Consider the following 20836-nt stretch of genomic DNA (forward strand, 5'->3'; position numbering starts at 1 on the left):
TTATTTTATTATACATCTATATACATCTCTCCTAAAATGGACTTTTTTTCGATAAATGTTGGTTTTTTTATGCAAATAAATATTCAAAAATTTATTTTCTTTCTTATTTTCATAAAATTTCTTTCCAAAGAAATAGCCTGTGCCATTTTTCTGTGATACTATATAGACAGTATCATAAAACATTCTTGGGAGGATAAATTATGAAAAAGAAAGCATTCGCAATGGTTTTAAGTTTTTTAACCGCAATCTGTCTTTTCCCTGCTGTATCTCTCGCTGCCAATTCAGATGTCGCCGAAGTAAACGGAACAAAATACGAAACCCTGAAAAAAGCAGTAGAGAATGCTCCAGATGGAAGCACCGTCACGCTGCTGTCTGACGTTACGGAAGACATCACGTTTGACAAAAATATCACCGTAGACGGAGGCAGCAAGTATACTATTTCTGGTCTTTCTACTGTAAAGGCAGGAACACTCCAGAATCTTACACTTAAGCCAAATGAAACCAATTCTAAGGGAAGCCTTTTATCACTGGGAAATAGCGGTGCAAGCACATCTATCCAACTTGAAAATGTTACGGTTCACTATTCCGTAACGAAAAGAGATGGTGGAAGTGCTGTAACGGCAAGTGGCAATAAAGCAGATATAACAATCAATCGCTGCCATTTCATCAATACGCCAAATAATAACGGCGTCACCATAGAGGCTCCTGAATGGTCCTATGGGCTATATATTAACGGCCAGGATGATACCGGAAGAATCTCCTTTACCAATAGTGAGTTCAATGGAGCATTCCGAACTATGCTTCCGAATGTAAGCGGTAACTTCCTAATCGAAAATTGCAACTTCACAAACAGTGTTTACAGTGTTTCCAATGGACCTACCAGCGGAGCCGGATTAGAAGCTACTACCATTACAACATCCACTGCGGCCAACAACCAGATCGTTGTAAAGAATAATACGTTTGATAACGCCGGATCTATTTATTTACAAACTCAGGCGGACTTCACCGGCAATACCATTAAATATGATAAATTTGAACATTACATTCAAGTAAAAGGAAGCATCGGAACTCCTGTCGATTTCAGGGAAAATACTTTTCAAGCAGGCGCTAATGACCTGATTATTATCGATGTGGCTGCAACTCCAATCCTGCTTCCTGCCGGACAACCCGCTGTAAACTACTGGGTATGGGCAGACACTCCTGATGATGTTCGCCCAGCCGACTACCGCGATTATAAGTATCGGTATAATGAAGATGGAACTATCACATTTATGCCACAGTCCGATGTCGCTTTGGAGCAGTTCTTCCTTCAGAAAGACAGCGGAAATATTCAGGTAAATACGAACGATACCGTTCTGATCGAAAAGGATCTTAAACTGAAGGATCTTGTGATAGAAGCAGACAAGAAGATTACGTTTGAAATTGCTGAAGGTTCCACCCTGGAAATCACAGGTGATTTGGCAATTCAGGGCAACGTAATGGTAACCGGAGGCGGAAAGCTTATCATTCAAAATCAGGGAACCGTATCTGTCGATCCTGAGGCTTTATTTGAGGTTTCCCTTGATACCCAGTTAGAAAATAACGGTACCATAACCAATCATGGAGAAGTAACAATTCCAGACCATACAACCGGAACCGGTACGCTGGAAGGTTCTGGCAGCGTGGAAAAGCTTCACAACGCCAAACATATCGAAGCAGTCGCACCTACCTGTGACACTGCTGGAAACATCGAATACTGGTACTGTGATTACTGCAACAAACATTATTCAGATCCAGATCTGACTCAAGAAATTTCAAAAGAAAAAACGGTACTAAAAGCTTTGGGACACAAATACAAAGACGGCATCTGTACCGTATGTGGAAAGGCCGATCCAAACACTAAGCCTAACACGCCTCAGACAAATGGCCAAAACAGTGGAACTTCCAATCAGAAACCTGCCAATTCCCGCGTACCTGAAACCGGAGATACCAATCATATTGGCTGGTTACTCACACTGTCACTTGGCTCACTTCTTACGCTCTTGGTTATGAAAAGATATAACAATAAAAAAGCCGATAAATAAAAAGAGGGCAGCGCTTTCTGAATAAGTCAGAAGGTGCTGCCGTTTTCTTTTACTCCCCTTCGGATACTGTTAAATAAAGAATTGCCGCAAGGAATCTTTTCTTGACATATATAAAATTGAACAGTAAAATGAACATTGTTCAATATGAATAAAAATAAAAAGAAGAGAGGAGAAAAAATGCAGGCAATTGCAGAAACTTTATTTGACATTGTTTATCTCATCAGTGTCGTTACCATTGGAATATTGATGATCAAAGGATGTAAAGGAAATGTCCAGTATAAACTATTTGGAATTATGGCGGTAACACTTGGTCTTGGAGATGCATTTCATTTGGTCCCGAGAGCAATCGCACTTTGCACGACAGGCCTGGCAAATTATACTGCCCCCCTGGGGATCGGGAAGCTGATTACCTCGGTGACTATGACCGTATTTTACATTCTGCTTTATTATGTATGGCGGCTTCGCTACCACGTAGAAGGGAAAAGAAATTTAACGGTTACAGTCTACGTGCTTTCACTCATCCGAGTGATCCTCTGTATGTTCCCGCAAAATAAATGGACAAGTGCAAACGCGCCGCTTTCATGGGGGATTTACAGAAATATCCCATTTGCGCTGCTGGGCCTTTTGGTCATTCTGTTATTTTATAAAAGCGCAAAAGAAAACCACGATCGTTCTTTCCGATTTATGTGGCTGACCATTGTGCTAAGCTTTGGTTTTTATATTCCGGTCGTCCTTTGGGCAGACAGCATTCCAATGATCGGAATGCTGATGATTCCAAAAACATGCGCGTATGTATGGACGGTCGTGATCGGCTATCAGGATATGAGAAAGCAGGAAAGTAATGAATAAAGCAGTGACATCCAAAGAGGAAATATTGGAAGTAAGCCGAAGCATTGCAGCAAGCAAAGGCATTACCGCTGTAAATATGCGGACTGTTGCATCAGAGTGCGGGATTGCTCTCGGTTCTTTATATAATTATTTCACTTCCAAGGCAGAGCTTTTGTCCGCAACGGTAGAAGCCGTGTGGGCAGATATTTTCCCAATCGATAAAATATCCAAAGACTGTGAAAATATAATAGAATATTTGAAAGTTCTTTTGGAAAGCGCAGAAGAAAGCAAACAACATTATCCACAGTTTTTTTCTATGCATGCACTAAGCTTCGCGGCGGGAGATAAACGGGAAGGACGCAAGGTCATGGAAGAATACTTCCAGAAAATAAAGCATCAGATGCTGATTTTTTTGGAAAACGACAAGAAAACACGCGCCCATATATTTACAGAACAGTTGTCTGAAAAAGTATATGTAGATTACATTTTCACACTGTTTTTATCAATCTTGTTTGACGAGAGAGCAGACAGAGGAGCTTTTCTGGAGTTTGTAAAAAATTATTTGTATTAGAAATATATCTCAAAAAACATTTTTTGAAATAGAAAGAGGAAACTACATGAAGGTAAAAAAACATCATCTTTGTATTATAGTTTTTTCCATCAGCTGCAGTTGTTCGGAATTTCCGAACAACTGCGGCTTCCTCTAACTCGCCTTCTTCAAAGATATGTTTAATATGCTCACTGATATTAGATTTACTGGTTTGATAAAGCTCACATAATTGTGCCTGTGTAAGCCAAACAGTCTCATCTTGAAATTTAACATCAATTTTCGTCTGCCCATCTTCATTTTGATAGATGAGGATTTCGTTCTCTACCATATGTAAGCTGTCTCCGAATCTCTTCATTTTTTCACCATCCTATCATTCCAAACCATTTATTGATATTTTCTCAAAATTTCATTTCATATTACGATTTAATAACATTTACTTTCTCTTTTAAGGTTTCAGAAAACAGTTCCTATTTCATGTCTCACTAAGATAAAAACACGATAAAAATACCTATGAAGTATCTCTAGTTCCTTTTTATTAAGAATTACGACTTCATATACTGTCATGATATCTTTAACTGCTACATTTTCCCTCTAACTGTATTTTCTAACAGGAATATTAGAATGAACAATATGTATATCTTCCATTTGATTCATCCACAATAATTCTTTGATTCCTAATTCAAATATATCACTCTCTTCTTTAATGTAAGGATTAATGACAATTCGTTTTACACTACTTTTCCTAAATTTGTAATCTACATAGGGTATCAATATATTACCACGTTTAAATTGCCCTTTTTCTACAATATCACTGAGACATTCCTTTCGTACTTCTGGAATCCTTAATACAATTCTGTATTCATTTTCACATTCAAAATATTCATTTTTAAAAAAGCATCTCATATTATTTACCGCCTCTTTAAAGGCAAATAATATATAACCTTGGCATTTTTTAATATCATCCTTTGCTTTATTTCTTATCTTCGTTTTTATAGATAACAAGTCCTCTATGAATTGCAATGCCATTTTCTAATTCATCACTGCTGTTTACTTCTGAACTATTGCTACCATCAAATATATTCCATGAATGATTGAATACTATGTTGACTCCTTCTCTAGATTGGGCATAATAATTCCACATACTAAGCGCATCAATATCTGTTGAATCATTCAAAAATCGAACATCACTAAACCTTAAACACTCCTTATTTAAAATTGCTTTAAGCGTATCTACCGTACAATAGTGACATATTCCAGTCGCTTTGTTCACAAAACCATCTGGCGCGTACATTTCTATGATAGTCTGTTCTTTATACAGAGTATTTAAAAATGACTCATCGCTATCCCCATACATTCCGCAATAATATTACTTAACATACAATCCCCTTTCTAATACATAATACCTTAATTATTTATACCATGCTCAAAAATTTCAACACAGCTCATATAGCGGCTTCTTTCTCTGGCGAATACCTCGCTATCTGGAATTTCCCGATTTCGACAGGTTATAATTTGCCCGCTCAATAATCTCACATTTCTGCTTCACCTGTGCGATATACAAGTTACTGACTTTCAATCTCCTTTGCTTCAGAACATACTCCTTGATTTCCTCATAAGTTGCTTCTCTCCGCCACCGTCAAATCAAGTTCATCCATCTCTAATTCCACATCGATATGTTTATCCGTTTTAAGTTTGGAAAGCAAAACAACCGTCTCGACTGTTGTTTCAGTTTCCAAGGGAAGTTCTTTCACTTCCTCGCCATCAACAGGCACAGGGAAATTGAATACGATCTTCCTTATCCAGCTACCGTCTTTTCTCTTTTCCGGGAATATCTCAATTCGCTCGATAAAGGCTTTCATAAACTCTTTCTGTTCCGCTTCCGTTGCAGAATGGTAGACTTCATCAAATGCCAGTAAGAGCCGATAGATATTATCACCGGAGATTTTCTCCTGCTGGATACTGCGTATCTGACCTTGTAATTCACCAATCTGAACTTCGATTTCCTCTATCGTATCATACTGCTCATCATATCGGCGCTGCAAGTCCAAAATCTTTCTGTCATAGTGGGCGTCGTTAATGTCCAAGGTATCCATCTGACGCTCCAAGCGGCTTTTCGTCCCAAAGGCTTGCTTTAACTGACCTTGCAGAACGGCAATCTGCTTTTCCATATCCTCCGTATCAACAGCCGAACCGATTTTTTCTTGAATCGCTTCTACAAACCGGGGATTGTTGACCATAGCGGATATAATCTTTGCCACAAACTTGTTGATCTCCGTCTGCTCGATATTCAGTCGGAAGCTGCACTCATGTCCGGTTGGTGTTACCGTATTTTTGCAGTAGTAATAATACCTCGTTTTCTTGTCCTTGCTGTGCGCCTTGGCGATATTGCCGTACATACTCTTTCCGCAGCATGGACATTTCAGAATGCCGGACAAGATGTGTGCATGGTCTGGATTGTTGACCTTTTCCCGCTTAAAGGAATTGATCTTGCGCTTTTCCTGTGCCAGATACCAATCTTCTTCCGAAACGATTGCTTCGTGCTGCCCATCATAAATAGGGAACTCTGCCTGCTCAACCACGTGCATCTCATTTCTTGTACCTTGCTTCTTTTCCGTCCTGCGTCTGCCATAGGCTATCTTGCCCATGTAAACAGGATTGTCCAGTACATCCTGTACGAAACTCCTTGAAAATCCTGGAATAGTATTATTCTGCCGTAGCTTCTTGACAAAGCCATTACGATTCAAATATTTTGCAACTCCGGCAACGCCCTCGTTGGTATGGATATAGCGGTCATAAATGACACGGATTACTTCCACTTCATCTTCTGCAATGACAAGATCACCGTTTTCCAGACTATAGCCATAAGGGGCAAAACCACCATTCCACTTGCCCTCACGAGCCTTTTGCTCCCGACCCGCCATGGTCTGAGTTCGGATATTCTCTCTCTCAATTTCTGCCACCGCAGACAGCACGGAGATCATCAGCTTTCCGGCATCCTTGGAACTGTCAATGCCATCCTCCACGCAAATCAGATTGACACCGAAATCCTGCATGAGCTGCAAGGAGTTCAGAACGTCCGCTGCATTTCTGCCAAATCGGGACAACTTAAAGACCAGCACATAGGAAACGCCGTCTTTGCAGTCCTGAATGTCATTCAACATCCGCTGGAAGTCCTGCCGTCCTTGGATGTTCTTTCCGGAAAAGCCCTCGTCAGAATACTCCCCAGCAATAATCATATCTTCGTATGCCGCATACTTTCGCAGCTTGTCACGCTGAGCATCCAAGCTGTACCCGTCAACCTGCATAGAGGTGGACACTCTTGTATAAAGATAGCATTTAGTTTGTTTCTTTTTCAGAATCGTCACCTCCCTCATTCATTTCTTTTACCATAAGTCCTTCATTGCGGATATAATACTCCAAAAGCCACAGCACATAATCCGGTGCATGGCGGTTATCCAATTCCCACTCGGTCATAGTCCGGTAAGGGATATGAACGAGCTTACAAAAATCTTTCCGGTTCAGTCCTGTGCTTTCCCGCAACTTGATAATTCTGTTCTTACAATCCATCAGTCTTTTCTCCATAAAAAGCAAAATACACGTTGCGTAATCATTATAGCATAGCCACACCGGATACGCAACGTGTAAATCAAAACTTTTACGCAGCCTTATTTGTCAAAGACTGCGCTTGATTACTTTCCTCAGAATGCTCCACTTCCTGCGGAGCATCCTGTTCCAATTTATCCAAAACCTGATGTCCATATTTCTGGAGCATCTGGCTCATAACATCCACACAGCGGACAAATGCCGCATTATATTTTGCATCCTCATAATATTTCTTCAATAGGCAGTTACCTCCATCAAATTTCCATGTCCTGTCCACGCTTACGGGCAGGTGCTTTGTGTTCCTGTGTTTCCTTTCCTCTGGCGAGGATGGAATTGATAAAAGCCCGAACCTTTTCAGATGCGATTTCCAGTGCATCCAAGAAAGGCTGGGCTTTCTGTTTGAGTTCCATATATTTTTCGTTTACCGCTTCGTACCGCTGTTTCCAGATGGAAACCGTCTTTTCTGCGGAAGCCAATTTTTCTTTCAGTCGCTTGTTGTCAGCATTGGCGATAATACCGTTGACCGCATAGCGTTTGAGTGTGTCGCATTCATCCGGTGTCAGCGTGATATTGTTTCCGAATGTGGCTTTCTTTCCCATTGCTTCAATGTCCTGCACCGTCAGCGCAATGGTCTTTGCTGTCTTTGTCTCCTTTTGCAGAGCTTCCAGTTTCTTTTTCTGCTTCTCCGTGGCAGCCTTGGCATCCTCCAACCGCTGCTGTTCAGCCTGTACCTTGAACTGTGTCACAGTCAGATGTTCTTCGGTGCTGCCACGCTCACCACGCTCCACATCGGTATAACCGGCGTTTCGCATGAAATTAAAAAAGTCATCCTGCAAGACACTGTAGGATGACTTCAAAATCTTTTTTCCTTTTTCGTTGAGCTTGGGATTTCCGCCCTCGTCAAGCACCGGCTTGGAGTCCCATTTCTTACTGCGGCTGACCTGCATGATCGTTTCCTTTACCGTTCCCCGGAGGGATTCATCTTTACATCGTTTCGACCAAAGGATCTGCTTTTCCACCACCGGGATATAGACCACATGGAGATGATAGTGGTACACATCCTCGCCCAATGCTTCGGACATGGCCCGGTTGCGCTCATCGGCGTGCATCACAGCGGAGAGGATATACTGCTCACCGCCTACGATCTCCACGGCGGCTTTATAGGCATCGGCATAAAACTGTTTTGCAAATTCATAGCCGCCGTGGTTGTAGAAGTAAGCGGAGTTCACATCGAATACCAACTCACCGTATTTGATGGCATCCGGTTTCAACCCTCTGGTGGAAATCACGCCATCCTGTTCCATCTGCTCAAACATTTTCACATAATCGTCCATGGGTGCTTTGAAATGGACGTTCATGGAAGTGCGCTCCGGTACGATGTCCTGATTACTGTAACTGTCCTTTTCACGTTCATTGTGTTCCTGTATTTTTGCCACATCGTCCGGTGTCGGTAAGTCCTGATTCCGGGCTACGGTGCGGTCTATTCCATCATTTCTTGCCATAGATTTTTGTCCTTCCTTTGAGATTTGCAGACAACGTGAGGGCTGGGGAAAGGCACTTTTTCAAAGTGTAATAACCCACTATAACACTTTCATCCATACTGGCTGCAAAGTGCCCGTGGGCTCTCCGAGGGCTCCTCCGGAGGGGAAGTGCGGTCGCTGCGGCAACCTTTGCTGACCAAGGCAAAATGTCTGCAACTTTTCCCATGGTCAGCCCGTCTGCATGAATCTGTTCCGGTGAACTTCCTCTTGCAGACGTTGGCAGCGAAAGCCATATCTTTCACTGCCCGTCCACGGTACTTTTTCAAAATCCTGTAGACACAGAAACAGCCCAAACGAAAGAAATGTGCTGTTTCTATAAAGAGCGTTTTACGCTAATTTGCTGTGTACATACGTACCAGCCGGCGGTTTTACTCGACCCTTCGCCATTCTTCTTGAATGTCATCCGGTACGTACGTACATGGTGAAACATCGTAAAACCCGTTTATATTAGGTCGTGCCACCGCTTCCACGCCCATAAATCCCCACACCCGCCGTCCAGCAGAGTTGATGATGTTGTTGCAATGCTCCAAATTAAATTTTTTCGCATTGGCAACCATGGCATCACTGAAGCTGCGGGATTTTAGCGGGGCAAGGGAGTTTTCCTCACACCACAGGCGATAGATTGCGTAGAAATCCTTGGAACTGATGGACGCATCCGCTTTGCGCCGGATATATCCCTCGGAATCCATGAAGTCAAAAATATTGTTATTGTCACGCTTGACCGCTTCCCGGTTTTCACGGATGCGGTCACTCTCCGTAAACTTAAAGTTGTTGGCAACGAGCCGCTGTAAGCCTTCAAAAGCCCAGAGGAAAATCCCCTCGGCTTCGGCTTTCATTTTCTCCGCAAGGTCGGGATCGTCGGCTCTGTCCATGGGCTTTTCTTTGGTTGTCAGCACAAGCTGTCTACGATAAAAACCATCGCTGCGGTCATACAGGGCTTGCAGATCGCCGTTGCTGAATGCCAGTAATCGGGCAAACATCCAGCCCTGATAACTCTGCTTACCCTTGCGCTCCAAATCCATTTTACCCTGTGCAGTCACAATAGATTTTACATAGTTGGTCTGGCGCAGGGCTTCCATTCGCATATCATCATCTACACACAGCAGGATGTGTTCCAGATCGGCACGAGCGAAGCGGTTTTCAGAAATCTTGCCGATGCTGCCGTCTTTCATGTTTGTTCCAAAGATAGTCGAAAGCACCGCTCCGATTTGAGATTTGCCCTCGCCGCCGTTGCCCTTAATGACCATCATCCGCTGTCCTTTGTTGGAAGGAATCAGGCAATAGCCGATAAACTCCTGCAAGGTAGGAATATCTTCTTCATAGAGCAAACCATCCAGAAAGTTCAGCCACAGAGCAGGTGCAGCAGCGTTTGGATTGTAGGAAACAGGCAAGCGACTCTGTACGATTTCCTTTTTCCCCTCAGTAAATCTCCCATCCAGCATGAGCGTTCCGTTGGCAACATGGATGCGGTCAGGCTGCGGAGGAAAATCATCAACCATTGCTTCCAGTTTCAGCAATTCCATGATATTTTTGATCTTCTGCGGTACGCTGCTGATGGTGTAGTTTTTCAGCTTTTCGTAAACCTCGCCCCGCAGGACAATATCATCTGTTACCCGTCCATTGGGCGTAAAGAAAGCCCTGTTTGTGAAGATGATTCTGCGCTCTTGCAGGAATTCTTCACAAAACAGAGCTTCGTTGATGTTCTGCCCGTCAAACCAGACAGGCAAATTCATATCAGGCGTTTTCCGGTTCTTCGCCATGGTGCGCCACCTCCTTTTTCTTTCGTGCGGTATACTCTTGCAGAAAAGCAATTTTGCCGTCCTGCATCAGCTTGTCCACCAATGCCACTCGTTCTTCCAGATCACCCACGGTCAACACATCTGCCATATATTCGATATGGCAGTGCATCTGGCAGGCTTCCACAAAATGGTCATCCAGAGTATCCTCTGTTGTCTTTGGTGCATACCGCACTTTCCAGTCTTCCAGAAGATGCAGATAATCCGTCAGCACCCGGAAACACAACATTTCGTCCTCCCGGAACTGACGGATGTAGGATCGTTTCGGCTTGACCATAGCTGCGGCAGTGGGCGTTTTCGGGTCAAGTCCGAAATCCGCAGCCAGCTTTTGCGCTGCTTCATAGCTCGTCAGATTAAACAGCCTTGCCACAAGGTCAATTACATCTCCCTTGGCTCCGCAGCCGAAGCAGAAGAAATAATCTTCATTCAGCTTCAAACTCGGATGCCTGTCATTGTGGAATGGACAACAAGCCATACTGTTGCGGTTGACCTTCAGCCCATAGCGTTCGGCGGCTTGCTTTACGCTGATCGCCGCCTTGATGGTTTCGTAGATAGTCATAGATTTTTTCTCCTTCCAATTGTTTTGACAAATTTCTTTGTCACCTGAATATACGTGGAAAATGACTTGGATTGAAAAAATCAAGCACTATTGCAACAAAACAAAAAAGCCCTCTTGCAATCTTGCAAAAATGCAAGATCTAAGAGGACTGAGTGATCTATATGATTTCAATCATTCTTCTCAATCGAAAAAAAGAACGAGGTGAATGACAAGGTATAATTTTCACAGAATAAGTGAATAAAGTGAATTTTCACTTTACGGTATTGAAAAAAATGAAAATATGAGTATAATATAATCAAGAAATGTTGGAGGTGCCGAATATGCAATATGAAAGTGAGCGCATCGAATATAAATCTCAGATGATTGAAGACCTCTATCGGGAAGTCATTGCCTTTGCGAACAGTGACGGTGGCGTGATTTACATTGGTATCGACGATCAGGGTAATTTAACTGGAATTGACAATGTGGATGAAACCTATACCCGTATCACAAACGGCATCCGTGATGCGATTGCACCGGATGTTACCATGTTTGTGCGGTATATCCTCCAGGACAACAAGGTCATTCAGATTGAAGTAGGAGAAGGCAGCTATAAACCCTATTATCTAAAATCCAAGGGTATGAAGCCCACTGGTGTTTATGTTAGACAGGGTGCATCCAGTGTGCAGGCATCTCCTGACCAAATTAGAAAAATGATTAAAGAATCAGATGGTGACAATTTCGAGGCTTCACGCTGTATGGAACAAGAATTAACCTTTGATGCTGCTAAAACTGCATTCCAACGATACGGAGTTGAGTTCTCTGTTGAAAAATATCGTGCGCTGGGGATCACACAGAACGATATTTACACCAACCTTGCCTTGCTGCTCTCTGACCAGTGCCACCACACGACTAAAATTGCCGTGTTCAATGATGAATTTTGCACGGAGTTCCGGGACAGCAAGGAATTCGGCGGTTCGGTATTCAAACAGTTCGAGGATTCTGTAAACTATCTTGCTTTGTGTAACAAGACCGTTTCCACGATCAAAGGAGTTATCCGCACAGATAAGAAAGATTATCCCGAAGAAGCCATCCGTGAAGCCCTGCTCAATGCTCTTGTGCACCGTGACTACGGCTTCAGCGGTAGCATCATTATCAATGTCAACGACAGCAAGATGGAGTTCATTTCTCTCGGCGGCCTTCTTCCCGGCCTTTCTACCGAAGATATCCGTATTGGCGTTTCCCAGCCGAGAAATAAAAATCTGGCGGAAGTGTTCCACCGCCTGCGTCTGATCGAAAGCTATGGCACTGGTATTCGCCGTATTTTCAAGCTGTATGAAAACTGCCCTGTACAGCCCACTATCGAGGCAACGACCAATGCTTTCAAAATCGTACTGCCGAATATGAATGTTGCCAGTGCTGCAAGCGATGACGCACCGGCAACAACTGGCAAATCCACCGCAACCATCACCCCCCAGATGAAAACCGTGATGGATTATCTGGCAGAGTATGGCGAAATGACCGACGAAGATCTGCAGGAACTGCTGAACATCAAGAAGACGAGAGCTTATCTGCTTGCCAGACAGATGCACGAAAATGAACTGATTGACATCATTGGTAGAGGTGTAAATAAGAAATACAAACTGAAATGATCGGAGGCGCTGTGATGGATCAGGTTTTCTTACCCGGTACAATCCGTGATCGAATTAAGGATTTGATGAAATCCAAGAAAATGACGCAAGCAGAACTGGCTATCCGTATCGGAATGGCAGAAAGCACTCTGAGCCGTTTCATCAGCGGTAGCACTGATAAAATCGGCAATGAAAATATTATCCGCATCGCCCGTGTGTTCAATGTCTCCACGGATTTCCTACTTGGCGAAGTTGATGTTCCAGACCGCATAAATTACGATATTTCCGAACTTGGGCTGTCGGTACAGGCAGCAAGAAACTTGTATACCCACAAGGTAAATCCGCAGATAGTCAATGCACTGCTTGAAAACCCAGAGTTCGCAAACACCACTAATCTGATCTCCCGCTATTTGGATGATGAACTTGCCAAGGGATTTGCAACACAGAATCAGCTTTATGCAACAGTCGCCGGAATGCTTGGCAGCGCACCGGGAGCGGTTGAAGAAGTCAAGAACTTGCAGGTTCCGGTATATCAGTTTGATTTGACAGCGATTCAACGATCGTTTATGAGTGCGGTGCAAGCCGTAAAGAAGGAAGTTGGCAATGATCTTTCTGCAAGCAAAGAGCTGACCTCTCAGGCAGTGAAAAAGATTTATGCCGAATTGACCAAGGGACAGAAAAAGCTAAACAGAAAAATTACAGTCGATCAGGTTGCGGAAGCAGTTGCACGATCTGTTTCTGATTTACCCTGTATTGATAAAGAAACGGTCAAGCATATGTTTCTGGCATTGACCGGCACGGTAACAGGCCATGAAAAAGGAACAAATGACCAATGAGCAACTCTGTATCGCCGCCCTTGCTGGCGATACGGAAGCAAGAAATGCTCTTGTAGAGAACAACCTTCGTTTTATAAAGAGAACGGCTTATGAAATGTGGAGTGCACAACGGGAATTGAACACTTCTCTTGGCATCGAAATCAACGATCTGGTGCAAGAGGGTGCTTTGGGTCTGCTGGATGGTATCTCTGGTTATCGCCCAGATACGGGCAACAAATTTCTGACCTATGCAGCTCCGGCGATCCGCAATGCTATGGTAGATTACATACGCAGCTATAATCCTACCTTTGAGGCAAAGAATTTGGGCAACATCATCCGTTTGGATGATGTTGTGAAAGATGAGAACCGAGGAAAACATGAATATATTGCTGATCCTACAAAGCAAACGCCGGAACAGATATATCTGGCCCAGGAACGGATCGATGATATGCACCACGCGTTGGAGATGATCGAACCCAGAGAGGAATACTATCTGCGATACCGCTTTGGTTTTGACGATGATATTGAACACCCGCTAACGGAAACAGCAAAGCATTTCCACCTGTCTGAAAGTCGTGCAAGATCTACGGAAGCACTGGCTTTGGATAATGTGTGGCTGGAACTACCGTGGTGGTTCCATTAAACACAGACATTATAGCTTGAAAGGAATATAGGTCATGGCTAAAAAAGAAATAAAAACTGATTTGTGGGTTGCTCGTCAGCTCGACGACTCAAAAATTAAATATGATGCACAAGGCAGCGATGTTAAAGAAATCAACGATGCTTTACAGAGCGCATCGAAGCGTGGTACCGGTAACGCCGGATACCCTGAGTATGTTGCGGTCGTGAAAGATTTTGTCATCGTTATTGAAGATAAAGCCGATCTGGCTAAACACCAGAAGCTGACCGATACTGGAATTATATCTGCTGATCAGAAGGATATTGCTGACTATGCTGTAAACGGAGCGTACTTCTATGCAAAACACATTGCTCAGAATAGCAGCTTCCACAAAATTTTTGCAATCGGCGTTTCCGGCGATGAAAAGCACCATAAAATCACTCCACTGTATGTAGATGACAGAGAAGGATATAAGCAACTCCCTGATATTGAATCTTTTACATCCTTCACAGCTGCTAATATTGAGGAATACTACACTCGTTATGTCTTGGCTGAAAAGACTGACGTTGAAAAAACTACTGAGGAAATCCTGAAGGATGCAGCTGAACTGCACGAATATCTGCGTACCTACGGTTCTCTAAAGGATCAGGACAAGCCTTTGGTGGTTTCTGGCATTCTTCTGGCACTGGACGATAAGTTCTTCAAACCCAACGATTTGCTTGGCGATGAAACAACCACGGATGGGCAGCTGATTTACGATGCTATAAAGCGCCGTCTGAAAGCATCTAATGTCGGCCCTGATGCGAAGCGTGACAAGCTGATGAGCGAATTTTCTATCATCCGCACAAGTGCTCGCTTAAATGAAATTGATACCAAACTAGGCAAAACTCCGCTGAAATTTTACACTGAATTCTTGAAGAAGAATGTTTTTGACAATATAAAGTATCGCAGCTCCAGTGAAGATTTCATTGGAAGATTCTATGGCGAATTTATGCGTTATTCCGGCGGTGATGGGCAGACACTCGGTATCGTCCTGACGCCTCGCCATATCTGTGATCTATTCTGTGACCTTCTGGACATTCAGGCTACAGACATTGTTCTTGACCCCTGCTGCGGCACCGCCGGTTTCCTCGTTGCAGCCATGCACCATATGCTTGAAAAGGCAGGTACTGACCAGAACAAACGGAAAAATATAAAGAAGAAGCAACTGCACGGTTTTGAACTTCAGAGCAATATGTTTGCTATTGCTGCCACCAATATGATTCTCCGTGAAGATGGTAACAGTAACATCAAATGTGAAGATTTTCTCCGACAGAATCCTGCTCAGGTACAGCTCAAAGGCGCAACAGTTGGTATGATGAATCCGCCCTATTCCCAGGGGACCAAAGCTGATCCTTCGCAGTATGAATTATCTTTTGTTGAGCACTTGCTCGATTCTTTGGCCGAAGGTGCAAGGGCTGCGGTAATTGTTCCACAGTCATCTATGACTGGCAAGACCAAAGATGAACAGGCTTTTAAGGAAAATATTTTGAAACACCATACTCTGGAAGGCGTCATCACCTGCAATACTGATACTTTCTATGGGGTTGGAACCAACCCTGTTATTGCTGTATTCACAGCTCATGAGCCGCATCCTAGTGGCAAACTTTGCAAATTCATTGATTTTCGAGATGATGGATATGAAGTACATGCACATGTTGGACTTGTTGAAGGGGATTCGGCTAAGGATAAGCGTCAACATTTGCTTGATGTTTGGAATGGTCGTGTTGAAGCTCCTTCAAAATTCTGTGTAGAATCTATGGTGAAAGCCGAGGATGAGTGGTTGCATTCCTTCTTCTATTTCAATGATGAAATACCAACGGATGCTGATTTTGAGAAGGCTATTGGAGATTATTTGACTTTTGAATTTTCTATGGTTATGCAAAACAGAGAATATTTATTTGGAGGCAATGATAACCATGAAAAAGATTGACGAAAAAAATTGGGCCGCATTCAATGTTGAAAGTCTTTTTGATGAAATCAAAGCCACCAAAGGGAAAACAACTGGACAGCTTATCAAAGGTGATGATGTTCCATATATAGCAGCTGCAAAAACAAATAATGGTTTTGCTTCTATGTGCAGTGCAAAGGAGCACCCCGAATGGATTTCCAACGGAAATGCTATCGTTTTTGTTCAGTTAGGCGATGGTGCTGCTGGGTTAGCACATTACATACCTATGGATTTCATCGGTATGAATGGTAAAACATCAAGTGGTTATAACGCTGAACTTTCAGAAAATAGTGGTGTTTTTATTGCCAAGTGTCTCAGTTCAAACAAAGCGATTTTCTCGCACGGACACAGTTGGACTGGTCGTCGACTACTAAGTACCCAGACAATGTTACCTATAAATACTGACGGGAAACCTGATTATGACTATATGTCACAATATACTCAGCAAAAAAGAGCGATATTGCTGACAAAGTATCAAAAATATGCACGAAAACGAGTCATTGAATTAAGTGAACACAATGAAATTCCTAAACCATGCCAAAAGGATTGGGACGCCTTCTTGATTTCTGATGTTTTTGATATTTTCCCTGGCAAAAGACTTGTGGCAGCGAATTCAACACCCGGCAATCGGCCTTTCATTGGGGCATTGGATAATAGCAACGGCGTTGCACGCTTTGTAAATGATACGAATATATCCTTGGACAAGAATGTGCTCGGCGTAAATTACAACGGAAACGGTATGGTTATCGGCTTTTACCACCCGTATGAGTGCATTTTCTCCGATGATGTCAAAAGATTTCACTTGAAGCACCATGAAGATAATGAGTTTGTGTTGTTGTTCATGAAAGTAGCTATTCTACAACAGAAAAGCAAGTTTGGCTATCTGTACAAATTCAACGCAGAACGCATGGCAAATACCAGAATCATGCTTCCGGTTACAGACGATGGTACTCCTGATTATAAATATATGGAGCAGTACACCAAAAATCTAATGCTCAGGAAGTATAAACAGTATTTGGCGTATCTGGATTCAAAAGAAAAAACTTCTCCTGTAGTTGCAAACGATTAACCGCATTACTACAGAAAAAAATGGAGGCATATATGCAATTAACAAAAATTACAGTTAAAAACTATAGATTGCTTATTAATGCCGAGTTGGAAGTCGATCCTAAGACAACCTTAATTGTTGGCAGAAACAACACCGCTAAAACATCCTGTTTTTCGTGCATTAGAAATGTCCTGGATGGAGAAGTCTTATGTTTCGATGACTATCCACTATTAAGGCGAGAAGATTTCTATACTAAAATTGCTCTATTTATGGAGAAAAAGCTCTCTTATGAAGATCTTTGTAAGCAGATCGAGATTATTTCCATAGAGTTCTTAGTGGATTATTCTTTGGACGATCCGGATGATAACTTAGGTGCTTTGTCGCCATTTATCATTGATGTGGATGTGGACACAACAACTGCTCTAATCCGTGCGGAGTATCGCCTAAAAACCGACGAGAAAACCTTGTGGACACTCTTGGAAAGCAGTTATTATAAGGATGATGCCTTTTCACCAAGCGAAGATGCTCATAAAGTGCTTGCCGATAATTTCGGCAAATTGTTTGGACTAACCGTATATGCCATCAACCCAAATAACCCGGACGACAAACAGGTAAAAAGCCACAAGGAATTACATGATCTGTTCCCATTCCATGCAATTCCTGCTGAACGAGTTCTTGGTGAAGATGACACACATAAAAGTTCTCTTGGATCGTTAATATCCGGATTCTTTGATACGAGCGAAGCAGAACTGGATCCAGATGTTGCCGAAGAAATAAAACGGTTACGCTCAATAGTGGAAAAAGCCAATAACGATGTTCAAAAGCAGAGTGATGAAATTCTAAGTTCTGTTGTGAACAATTCTATTGGCTTTGGTTATCCCAACATAGAGGAATTAAAGCTTGGGGTTACAACGCAGCTCAGCATCGACGATCAGATCAAGAATCAGACCAAGCTATCTTATATATCCGGCACAGCAAACGAAAGTTTGCCGAGTTCCCACAATGGCCTTGGTTATAAAAATCTGATCAAAATGGAGTTCCTTCTTGCTGCATTTGCCAAGGATATTAAGAAACGTGGTGTTGCGTGTGTTCCGTTGCTCTTTATTGAGGAGCCAGAATCACATATGCATCCACAAATGCAGACCGCTTTTGCGGCATATTTGGAAAAGTTTCTTAGCAATCTATCCACTGTCAAAATACAAACTTTTCTGACCTCGCATTCCGCTCATATAGCTAATACTATGGAGTTTGCAAAAGTTCGGTATGCACAAAAGTCTACCGCCGGTGTGATTTACAAGAATTTGAACACCTTCGCTCAGGCCAACCCCGATAATGTAGATTTTATCCGGAAGTATTTAACTTTGACTAAATGTGATTTGTTCTTTGCAGATAAAGCCATTTTTGTTGAGGGAGCCTCCGAACGGCTGCTATTGCCCGACATGATTGAGAAATGCGAAAAGTCTGGAGAGTTTGCTCACTGTAAATATCCTTTATCTGCGCAGTATTATGCCTTAATTGAGATTGGTGGAGCCTATGCACATAAATTCATTCCGTTTATTGAATTTTTAGGAGTTCCATGCCTGATCCTTACCGACTTGGATTCTGTAGCAGAACGTGTAGGCAAAAATGGGAAGGTAGTAAAAAAGTCCGTTGTTGTTAGCCAAGGGGAAACTACATCTAACGAAACAATAAAATGGTGGGTTCGTAGGAATAAGGGTCTTCCAGAGAGCGATACATCAAAAATCGACCTCACAGAAATTACATCGATGACTACGGATGACAAGACCAGAAGTAAATGTCACATCGAATTTCAAACAGCCGAAAGCGGATTGTGTGGGCACTCGTTAGAGGAAGCAATTCGTAATGTCAACCGAACGCACTATGATTTAGGTGACAGCATAAGTGAAGAAGACCTCGAGTTTAAGGGCAAAAGCAAAACAGATTTCGCCCTCGATCTTATTTACGAATGCTCCGATTATTGTGTTCCTGACTACATAAAGTCCGGCTTAAAATGGTTGAATAACCAAAGAGTTCTTGAGTAAGGAGGTGCCGGTTCATGGGTGGAAAGTATATTGGTGCAAATTACGATCTTGCAAAAGCTGAAGCTGATAAGATTGATGCACAGATTATCGAAACACTTAAGTCTGGACACAGTTTCCGTGTTGAAGCCGGTGCGGGTTCTGGCAAGACTTACTCTCTGAATCGAGCTATTGAGTGGATACAGGAACATAAATGGTCTGATTACAGCCGAAAAAAACAGAATGTAGTCTGTATCACCTATACAAATGCAGCAGTAGATGTCATTGCAGAACGGCTTGCAAAAGATTCGTTTATTATTCCTTCCACAATCCACTCTTTTGCATGGAATGCCATCAAACAATATCAAAGCGTCTTGATTGATGCTGTCACAACAAATCCTGATTATCTGCCAGACGAAGGTGATTTTAATCAAGTCACCGAAGTTGCATATACTTTGGGACATCGTTACAAGGAAAATGGAATTCAGTACCTTTATCATGACGACGTTCTAAAGCTCTTCTGCCTGCTTCTTGATAACGCTAAATTTCGCCGGGTATTTGCGGATAAATACCCTTTGATTCTGATTGATGAATACCAAGACTCCTATAAACCGATTATTGATCGCTTTATTGAGTTTTTTATAGCAAAAGGTGTTGGACCTCAGTTCGGCTTTTTCGGCGATGCCTGGCAAACCATCTATCAGTCAAACAAAGCCTGTGGAGAAATTGAACACGAAAAAATCGAGGTAATAAAGAAGGGATCGAATTTCCGATCTGCGCCAAGGATTGTTCAGCTTTTAAATGATATCCGCCCTGAGTTGCCGCAAAAATCAGCCATTGATGGATTTGACGGTGAAGTTTTAGTGATTACATGTGATGATTATTCAGGAATTCGTCGCACAGAACGCAATTTCAAAAATGAATTGCCTGCGGCCGAGTTGAGGACAAGACTGAATACTATCAGAGCAAAAATTGAACAGAATACACCCCCTGACGAGAATCTTAAAGTTCTGATGATTACGCACAAAGTTCTTGCTTCCCAACAAGGTTACGAGCAACTTTTGGATATACTGGATGATGGGTTGCGCAACAAGGAAGATCCTTTTCTTATTTTCTTTGCTGATACGATAGAACCGATATATCATGCGCTTGATACTTCGAACACCCAGTTGCTTTTTGACACGCTCGGAATCAAGCGATATCCAATTACAAAGAAATCTGAAAAAACCAAATGGAAAACGCTGTATAACCAGCTAACAGAAGTTCGCACCCAAAAAGTTATAGATGTTTTGGAGATAATCATTCATAGTCAACTGATACCCATTCCGCCTAAAGTGGATGGATGGTACCGACTTTATAAGGATGCTCCAGAAACAATGTATGCATCAGAAGCTACAATTCAACAGTTTTTACAGCTGGATTATGCACAATTTATTGCTGTTAGGGATTTTCTATATCCAGACGCACAATTTTCAACGGAACATGGCGTAAAAGGCGAAGAATACGACAATGTTGTTTTTGTTATCAGCAAGGGATGGAATCAGTACCAATTTGAAACCTATGCACCCATGATAACGGGTCATGCTACTATTCCTAAAGGCAAAGAAGCATCGTATGAACGAAACCGGAATCTTTTCTATGTTTGTTGCTCAAGACCCAAGAAGCGGCTGTTCTTTTTTATTACTGTGCCAATGGATGCCGCATTCAAAGCTTTTTTGAAAACCTTGGTAGGTGAAGACAATATTCTTACTTATCAGCAATTTATGGAAATGACTCATTAAGCAACAATGAAACAC

General features: G+C 42.5%; 18 protein-coding genes. 10 read left to right on the top strand and 8 right to left on the bottom strand.

The features are described 5' to 3' along the window. The first annotated feature begins 200 nt into the window (after positions 1-200). The 3 genes from WKT00_RS10675 to WKT00_RS10685 all read left to right on the top strand — a co-directional run bounded on the left by WKT00_RS10675 (position 201) and on the right by WKT00_RS10685 (position 3462). Positions 201-2063: a hypothetical protein gene (locus WKT00_RS10675; RefSeq protein ID WP_340263587.1), complete on the top strand. Its 1863-nt coding sequence runs from the start codon at positions 201-203 to the stop codon at positions 2061-2063. A 177-nt stretch (positions 2064-2240) separates the two neighbouring features. Next, the gene (locus WKT00_RS10680; protein WP_340263588.1) at positions 2241-2912 is read left to right on the top strand and encodes a hypothetical protein; all 672 of its coding nucleotides are present in this window, start codon (positions 2241-2243) and stop codon (positions 2910-2912) included. After that, complete coding sequence (locus WKT00_RS10685; RefSeq protein ID WP_340263590.1) at positions 2905-3462, top strand: TetR/AcrR family transcriptional regulator; 558 nt, start codon at positions 2905-2907, stop codon at positions 3460-3462. The genes WKT00_RS10680 and WKT00_RS10685 overlap by 8 nt, the downstream gene beginning before the upstream one ends. A 570-nt stretch (positions 3463-4032) precedes the next feature. Here WKT00_RS10685 and WKT00_RS10690 read toward each other — a convergent pair. The 8 genes from WKT00_RS10690 to WKT00_RS10725 all read right to left on the bottom strand — a co-directional run bounded on the left by WKT00_RS10690 (position 4033) and on the right by WKT00_RS10725 (position 10940). Continuing rightward, entirely contained in the window at positions 4033-4467 is a 435-nt protein-coding gene (locus WKT00_RS10690) for a hypothetical protein (protein ID WP_145995117.1), read from the bottom strand. Next, positions 4412-4711 (bottom strand): DUF2971 domain-containing protein, encoded by a 300-nt coding sequence (locus WKT00_RS10695; protein WP_340263592.1) that lies wholly within the window; start codon positions 4709-4711, stop codon positions 4412-4414. The genes WKT00_RS10690 and WKT00_RS10695 overlap by 56 nt, the downstream gene beginning before the upstream one ends. A 340-nt stretch (positions 4712-5051) precedes the next feature. Continuing rightward, on the bottom strand, positions 5052-6797 hold the full coding sequence (locus WKT00_RS10700) for a recombinase family protein (RefSeq protein ID WP_445292934.1): 1746 nt from the start codon (positions 6795-6797) through the stop codon (positions 5052-5054). Further along, entirely contained in the window at positions 6778-7008 is a 231-nt protein-coding gene (locus WKT00_RS10705; protein ID WP_340263595.1) for a helix-turn-helix domain-containing protein, read from the bottom strand. Before WKT00_RS10705 ends, WKT00_RS10700 begins: the two co-directional genes overlap by 20 nt. An 88-nt stretch (positions 7009-7096) precedes the next feature. Next, on the bottom strand, positions 7097-7282 hold the full coding sequence (locus WKT00_RS10710; RefSeq protein ID WP_340263596.1) for a hypothetical protein: 186 nt from the start codon (positions 7280-7282) through the stop codon (positions 7097-7099). A 16-nt stretch (positions 7283-7298) separates the two neighbouring features. After that, positions 7299-8546 (bottom strand): plasmid recombination protein, encoded by a 1248-nt coding sequence (locus tag WKT00_RS10715; protein ID WP_340263598.1) that lies wholly within the window; start codon positions 8544-8546, stop codon positions 7299-7301. A gap of 407 nt (positions 8547-8953) precedes the next feature. Continuing rightward, complete coding sequence (locus tag WKT00_RS10720; protein ID WP_340263600.1) at positions 8954-10345, bottom strand: DNA primase family protein; 1392 nt, start codon at positions 10343-10345, stop codon at positions 8954-8956. Next, positions 10320-10940, bottom strand: a complete 621-nt coding sequence (locus WKT00_RS10725) for a CHC2 zinc finger domain-containing protein (RefSeq protein ID WP_340263602.1) — start codon at positions 10938-10940, stop codon at positions 10320-10322. Before WKT00_RS10725 ends, WKT00_RS10720 begins: the two co-directional genes overlap by 26 nt. Before the next feature lie 320 nt (positions 10941-11260). Between WKT00_RS10725 and WKT00_RS10730 the strand changes: the two genes are divergently transcribed. The 7 genes from WKT00_RS10730 to WKT00_RS10760 are packed head-to-tail and all read left to right on the top strand — an operon-like array spanning position 11261 to position 20821. Further along, on the top strand, positions 11261-12571 hold the full coding sequence (locus tag WKT00_RS10730) for an RNA-binding domain-containing protein (RefSeq protein WP_340263603.1): 1311 nt from the start codon (positions 11261-11263) through the stop codon (positions 12569-12571). Positions 12572-12585: 14 nt separating this feature from the next. After that, on the top strand, positions 12586-13386 hold the full coding sequence (locus WKT00_RS10735; RefSeq protein WP_340263605.1) for a helix-turn-helix domain-containing protein: 801 nt from the start codon (positions 12586-12588) through the stop codon (positions 13384-13386). Beyond that, a complete protein-coding gene (locus tag WKT00_RS10740; protein ID WP_340263607.1) occupies positions 13361-14008 on the top strand; it encodes a sigma-70 family RNA polymerase sigma factor in 648 nt (215 codons plus the stop codon). The genes WKT00_RS10735 and WKT00_RS10740 overlap by 26 nt, the downstream gene beginning before the upstream one ends. A gap of 34 nt (positions 14009-14042) precedes the next feature. Next, positions 14043-15956 (top strand): HsdM family class I SAM-dependent methyltransferase, encoded by a 1914-nt coding sequence (locus tag WKT00_RS10745; RefSeq protein WP_340263610.1) that lies wholly within the window; start codon positions 14043-14045, stop codon positions 15954-15956. After that, entirely contained in the window at positions 15943-17043 is a 1101-nt protein-coding gene (locus WKT00_RS10750; RefSeq protein WP_160265932.1) for a restriction endonuclease subunit S, read from the top strand. The genes WKT00_RS10745 and WKT00_RS10750 overlap by 14 nt, the downstream gene beginning before the upstream one ends. A 32-nt stretch (positions 17044-17075) precedes the next feature. Then, entirely contained in the window at positions 17076-19064 is a 1989-nt protein-coding gene (locus WKT00_RS10755; RefSeq protein ID WP_340263613.1) for an ATP-dependent nuclease, read from the top strand. Between the two features lie 14 nt (positions 19065-19078). After that, positions 19079-20821 (top strand): UvrD-helicase domain-containing protein, encoded by a 1743-nt coding sequence (locus WKT00_RS10760; RefSeq protein WP_340263615.1) that lies wholly within the window; start codon positions 19079-19081, stop codon positions 20819-20821. The last annotated feature ends 15 nt before the right edge of the window (positions 20822-20836 follow it).

The sequence above is a fragment of the Dorea sp. ICN-14282 genome (assembly GCF_037890115.1).
Taxonomy (GTDB): Bacteria; Bacillota; Clostridia; order Lachnospirales; family Lachnospiraceae; genus Dorea_B; species Dorea_B phocaeensis.

What these genes read in the sequence shown, in the direction of transcription:
- WKT00_RS10675 (WP_340263587.1), top strand. Translation starts at nt 201, where the DNA reads ATGAAAAAGAAAGCATTCGCAATGGTTTTAAGTTTTTTAACCGCAATC.
- WKT00_RS10680 (WP_340263588.1), top strand. Translation starts at nt 2,241, where the DNA reads ATGCAGGCAATTGCAGAAACTTTATTTGACATTGTTTATCTCATCAGT.
- WKT00_RS10685 (WP_340263590.1), top strand. Translation starts at nt 2,905, where the DNA reads ATGAATAAAGCAGTGACATCCAAAGAGGAAATATTGGAAGTAAGCCGA.
- WKT00_RS10690 (WP_145995117.1), bottom strand. Translation starts at nt 4,467, where the DNA reads ATGGCATTGCAATTCATAGAGGACTTGTTATCTATAAAAACGAAGATA.
- WKT00_RS10705 (WP_340263595.1), bottom strand. Translation starts at nt 7,008, where the DNA reads ATGGATTGTAAGAACAGAATTATCAAGTTGCGGGAAAGCACAGGACTG.
- WKT00_RS10715 (WP_340263598.1), bottom strand. Translation starts at nt 8,546, where the DNA reads ATGGCAAGAAATGATGGAATAGACCGCACCGTAGCCCGGAATCAGGAC.
- WKT00_RS10720 (WP_340263600.1), bottom strand. Translation starts at nt 10,345, where the DNA reads ATGGCGAAGAACCGGAAAACGCCTGATATGAATTTGCCTGTCTGGTTT.
- WKT00_RS10725 (WP_340263602.1), bottom strand. Translation starts at nt 10,940, where the DNA reads ATGACTATCTACGAAACCATCAAGGCGGCGATCAGCGTAAAGCAAGCC.
- WKT00_RS10730 (WP_340263603.1), top strand. Translation starts at nt 11,261, where the DNA reads ATGCAATATGAAAGTGAGCGCATCGAATATAAATCTCAGATGATTGAA.
- WKT00_RS10735 (WP_340263605.1), top strand. Translation starts at nt 12,586, where the DNA reads ATGGATCAGGTTTTCTTACCCGGTACAATCCGTGATCGAATTAAGGAT.
- WKT00_RS10740 (WP_340263607.1), top strand. Translation starts at nt 13,361, where the DNA reads ATGAAAAAGGAACAAATGACCAATGAGCAACTCTGTATCGCCGCCCTT.
- WKT00_RS10745 (WP_340263610.1), top strand. Translation starts at nt 14,043, where the DNA reads ATGGCTAAAAAAGAAATAAAAACTGATTTGTGGGTTGCTCGTCAGCTC.
- WKT00_RS10750 (WP_160265932.1), top strand. Translation starts at nt 15,943, where the DNA reads ATGAAAAAGATTGACGAAAAAAATTGGGCCGCATTCAATGTTGAAAGT.
- WKT00_RS10755 (WP_340263613.1), top strand. Translation starts at nt 17,076, where the DNA reads ATGCAATTAACAAAAATTACAGTTAAAAACTATAGATTGCTTATTAAT.
- WKT00_RS10760 (WP_340263615.1), top strand. Translation starts at nt 19,079, where the DNA reads ATGGGTGGAAAGTATATTGGTGCAAATTACGATCTTGCAAAAGCTGAA.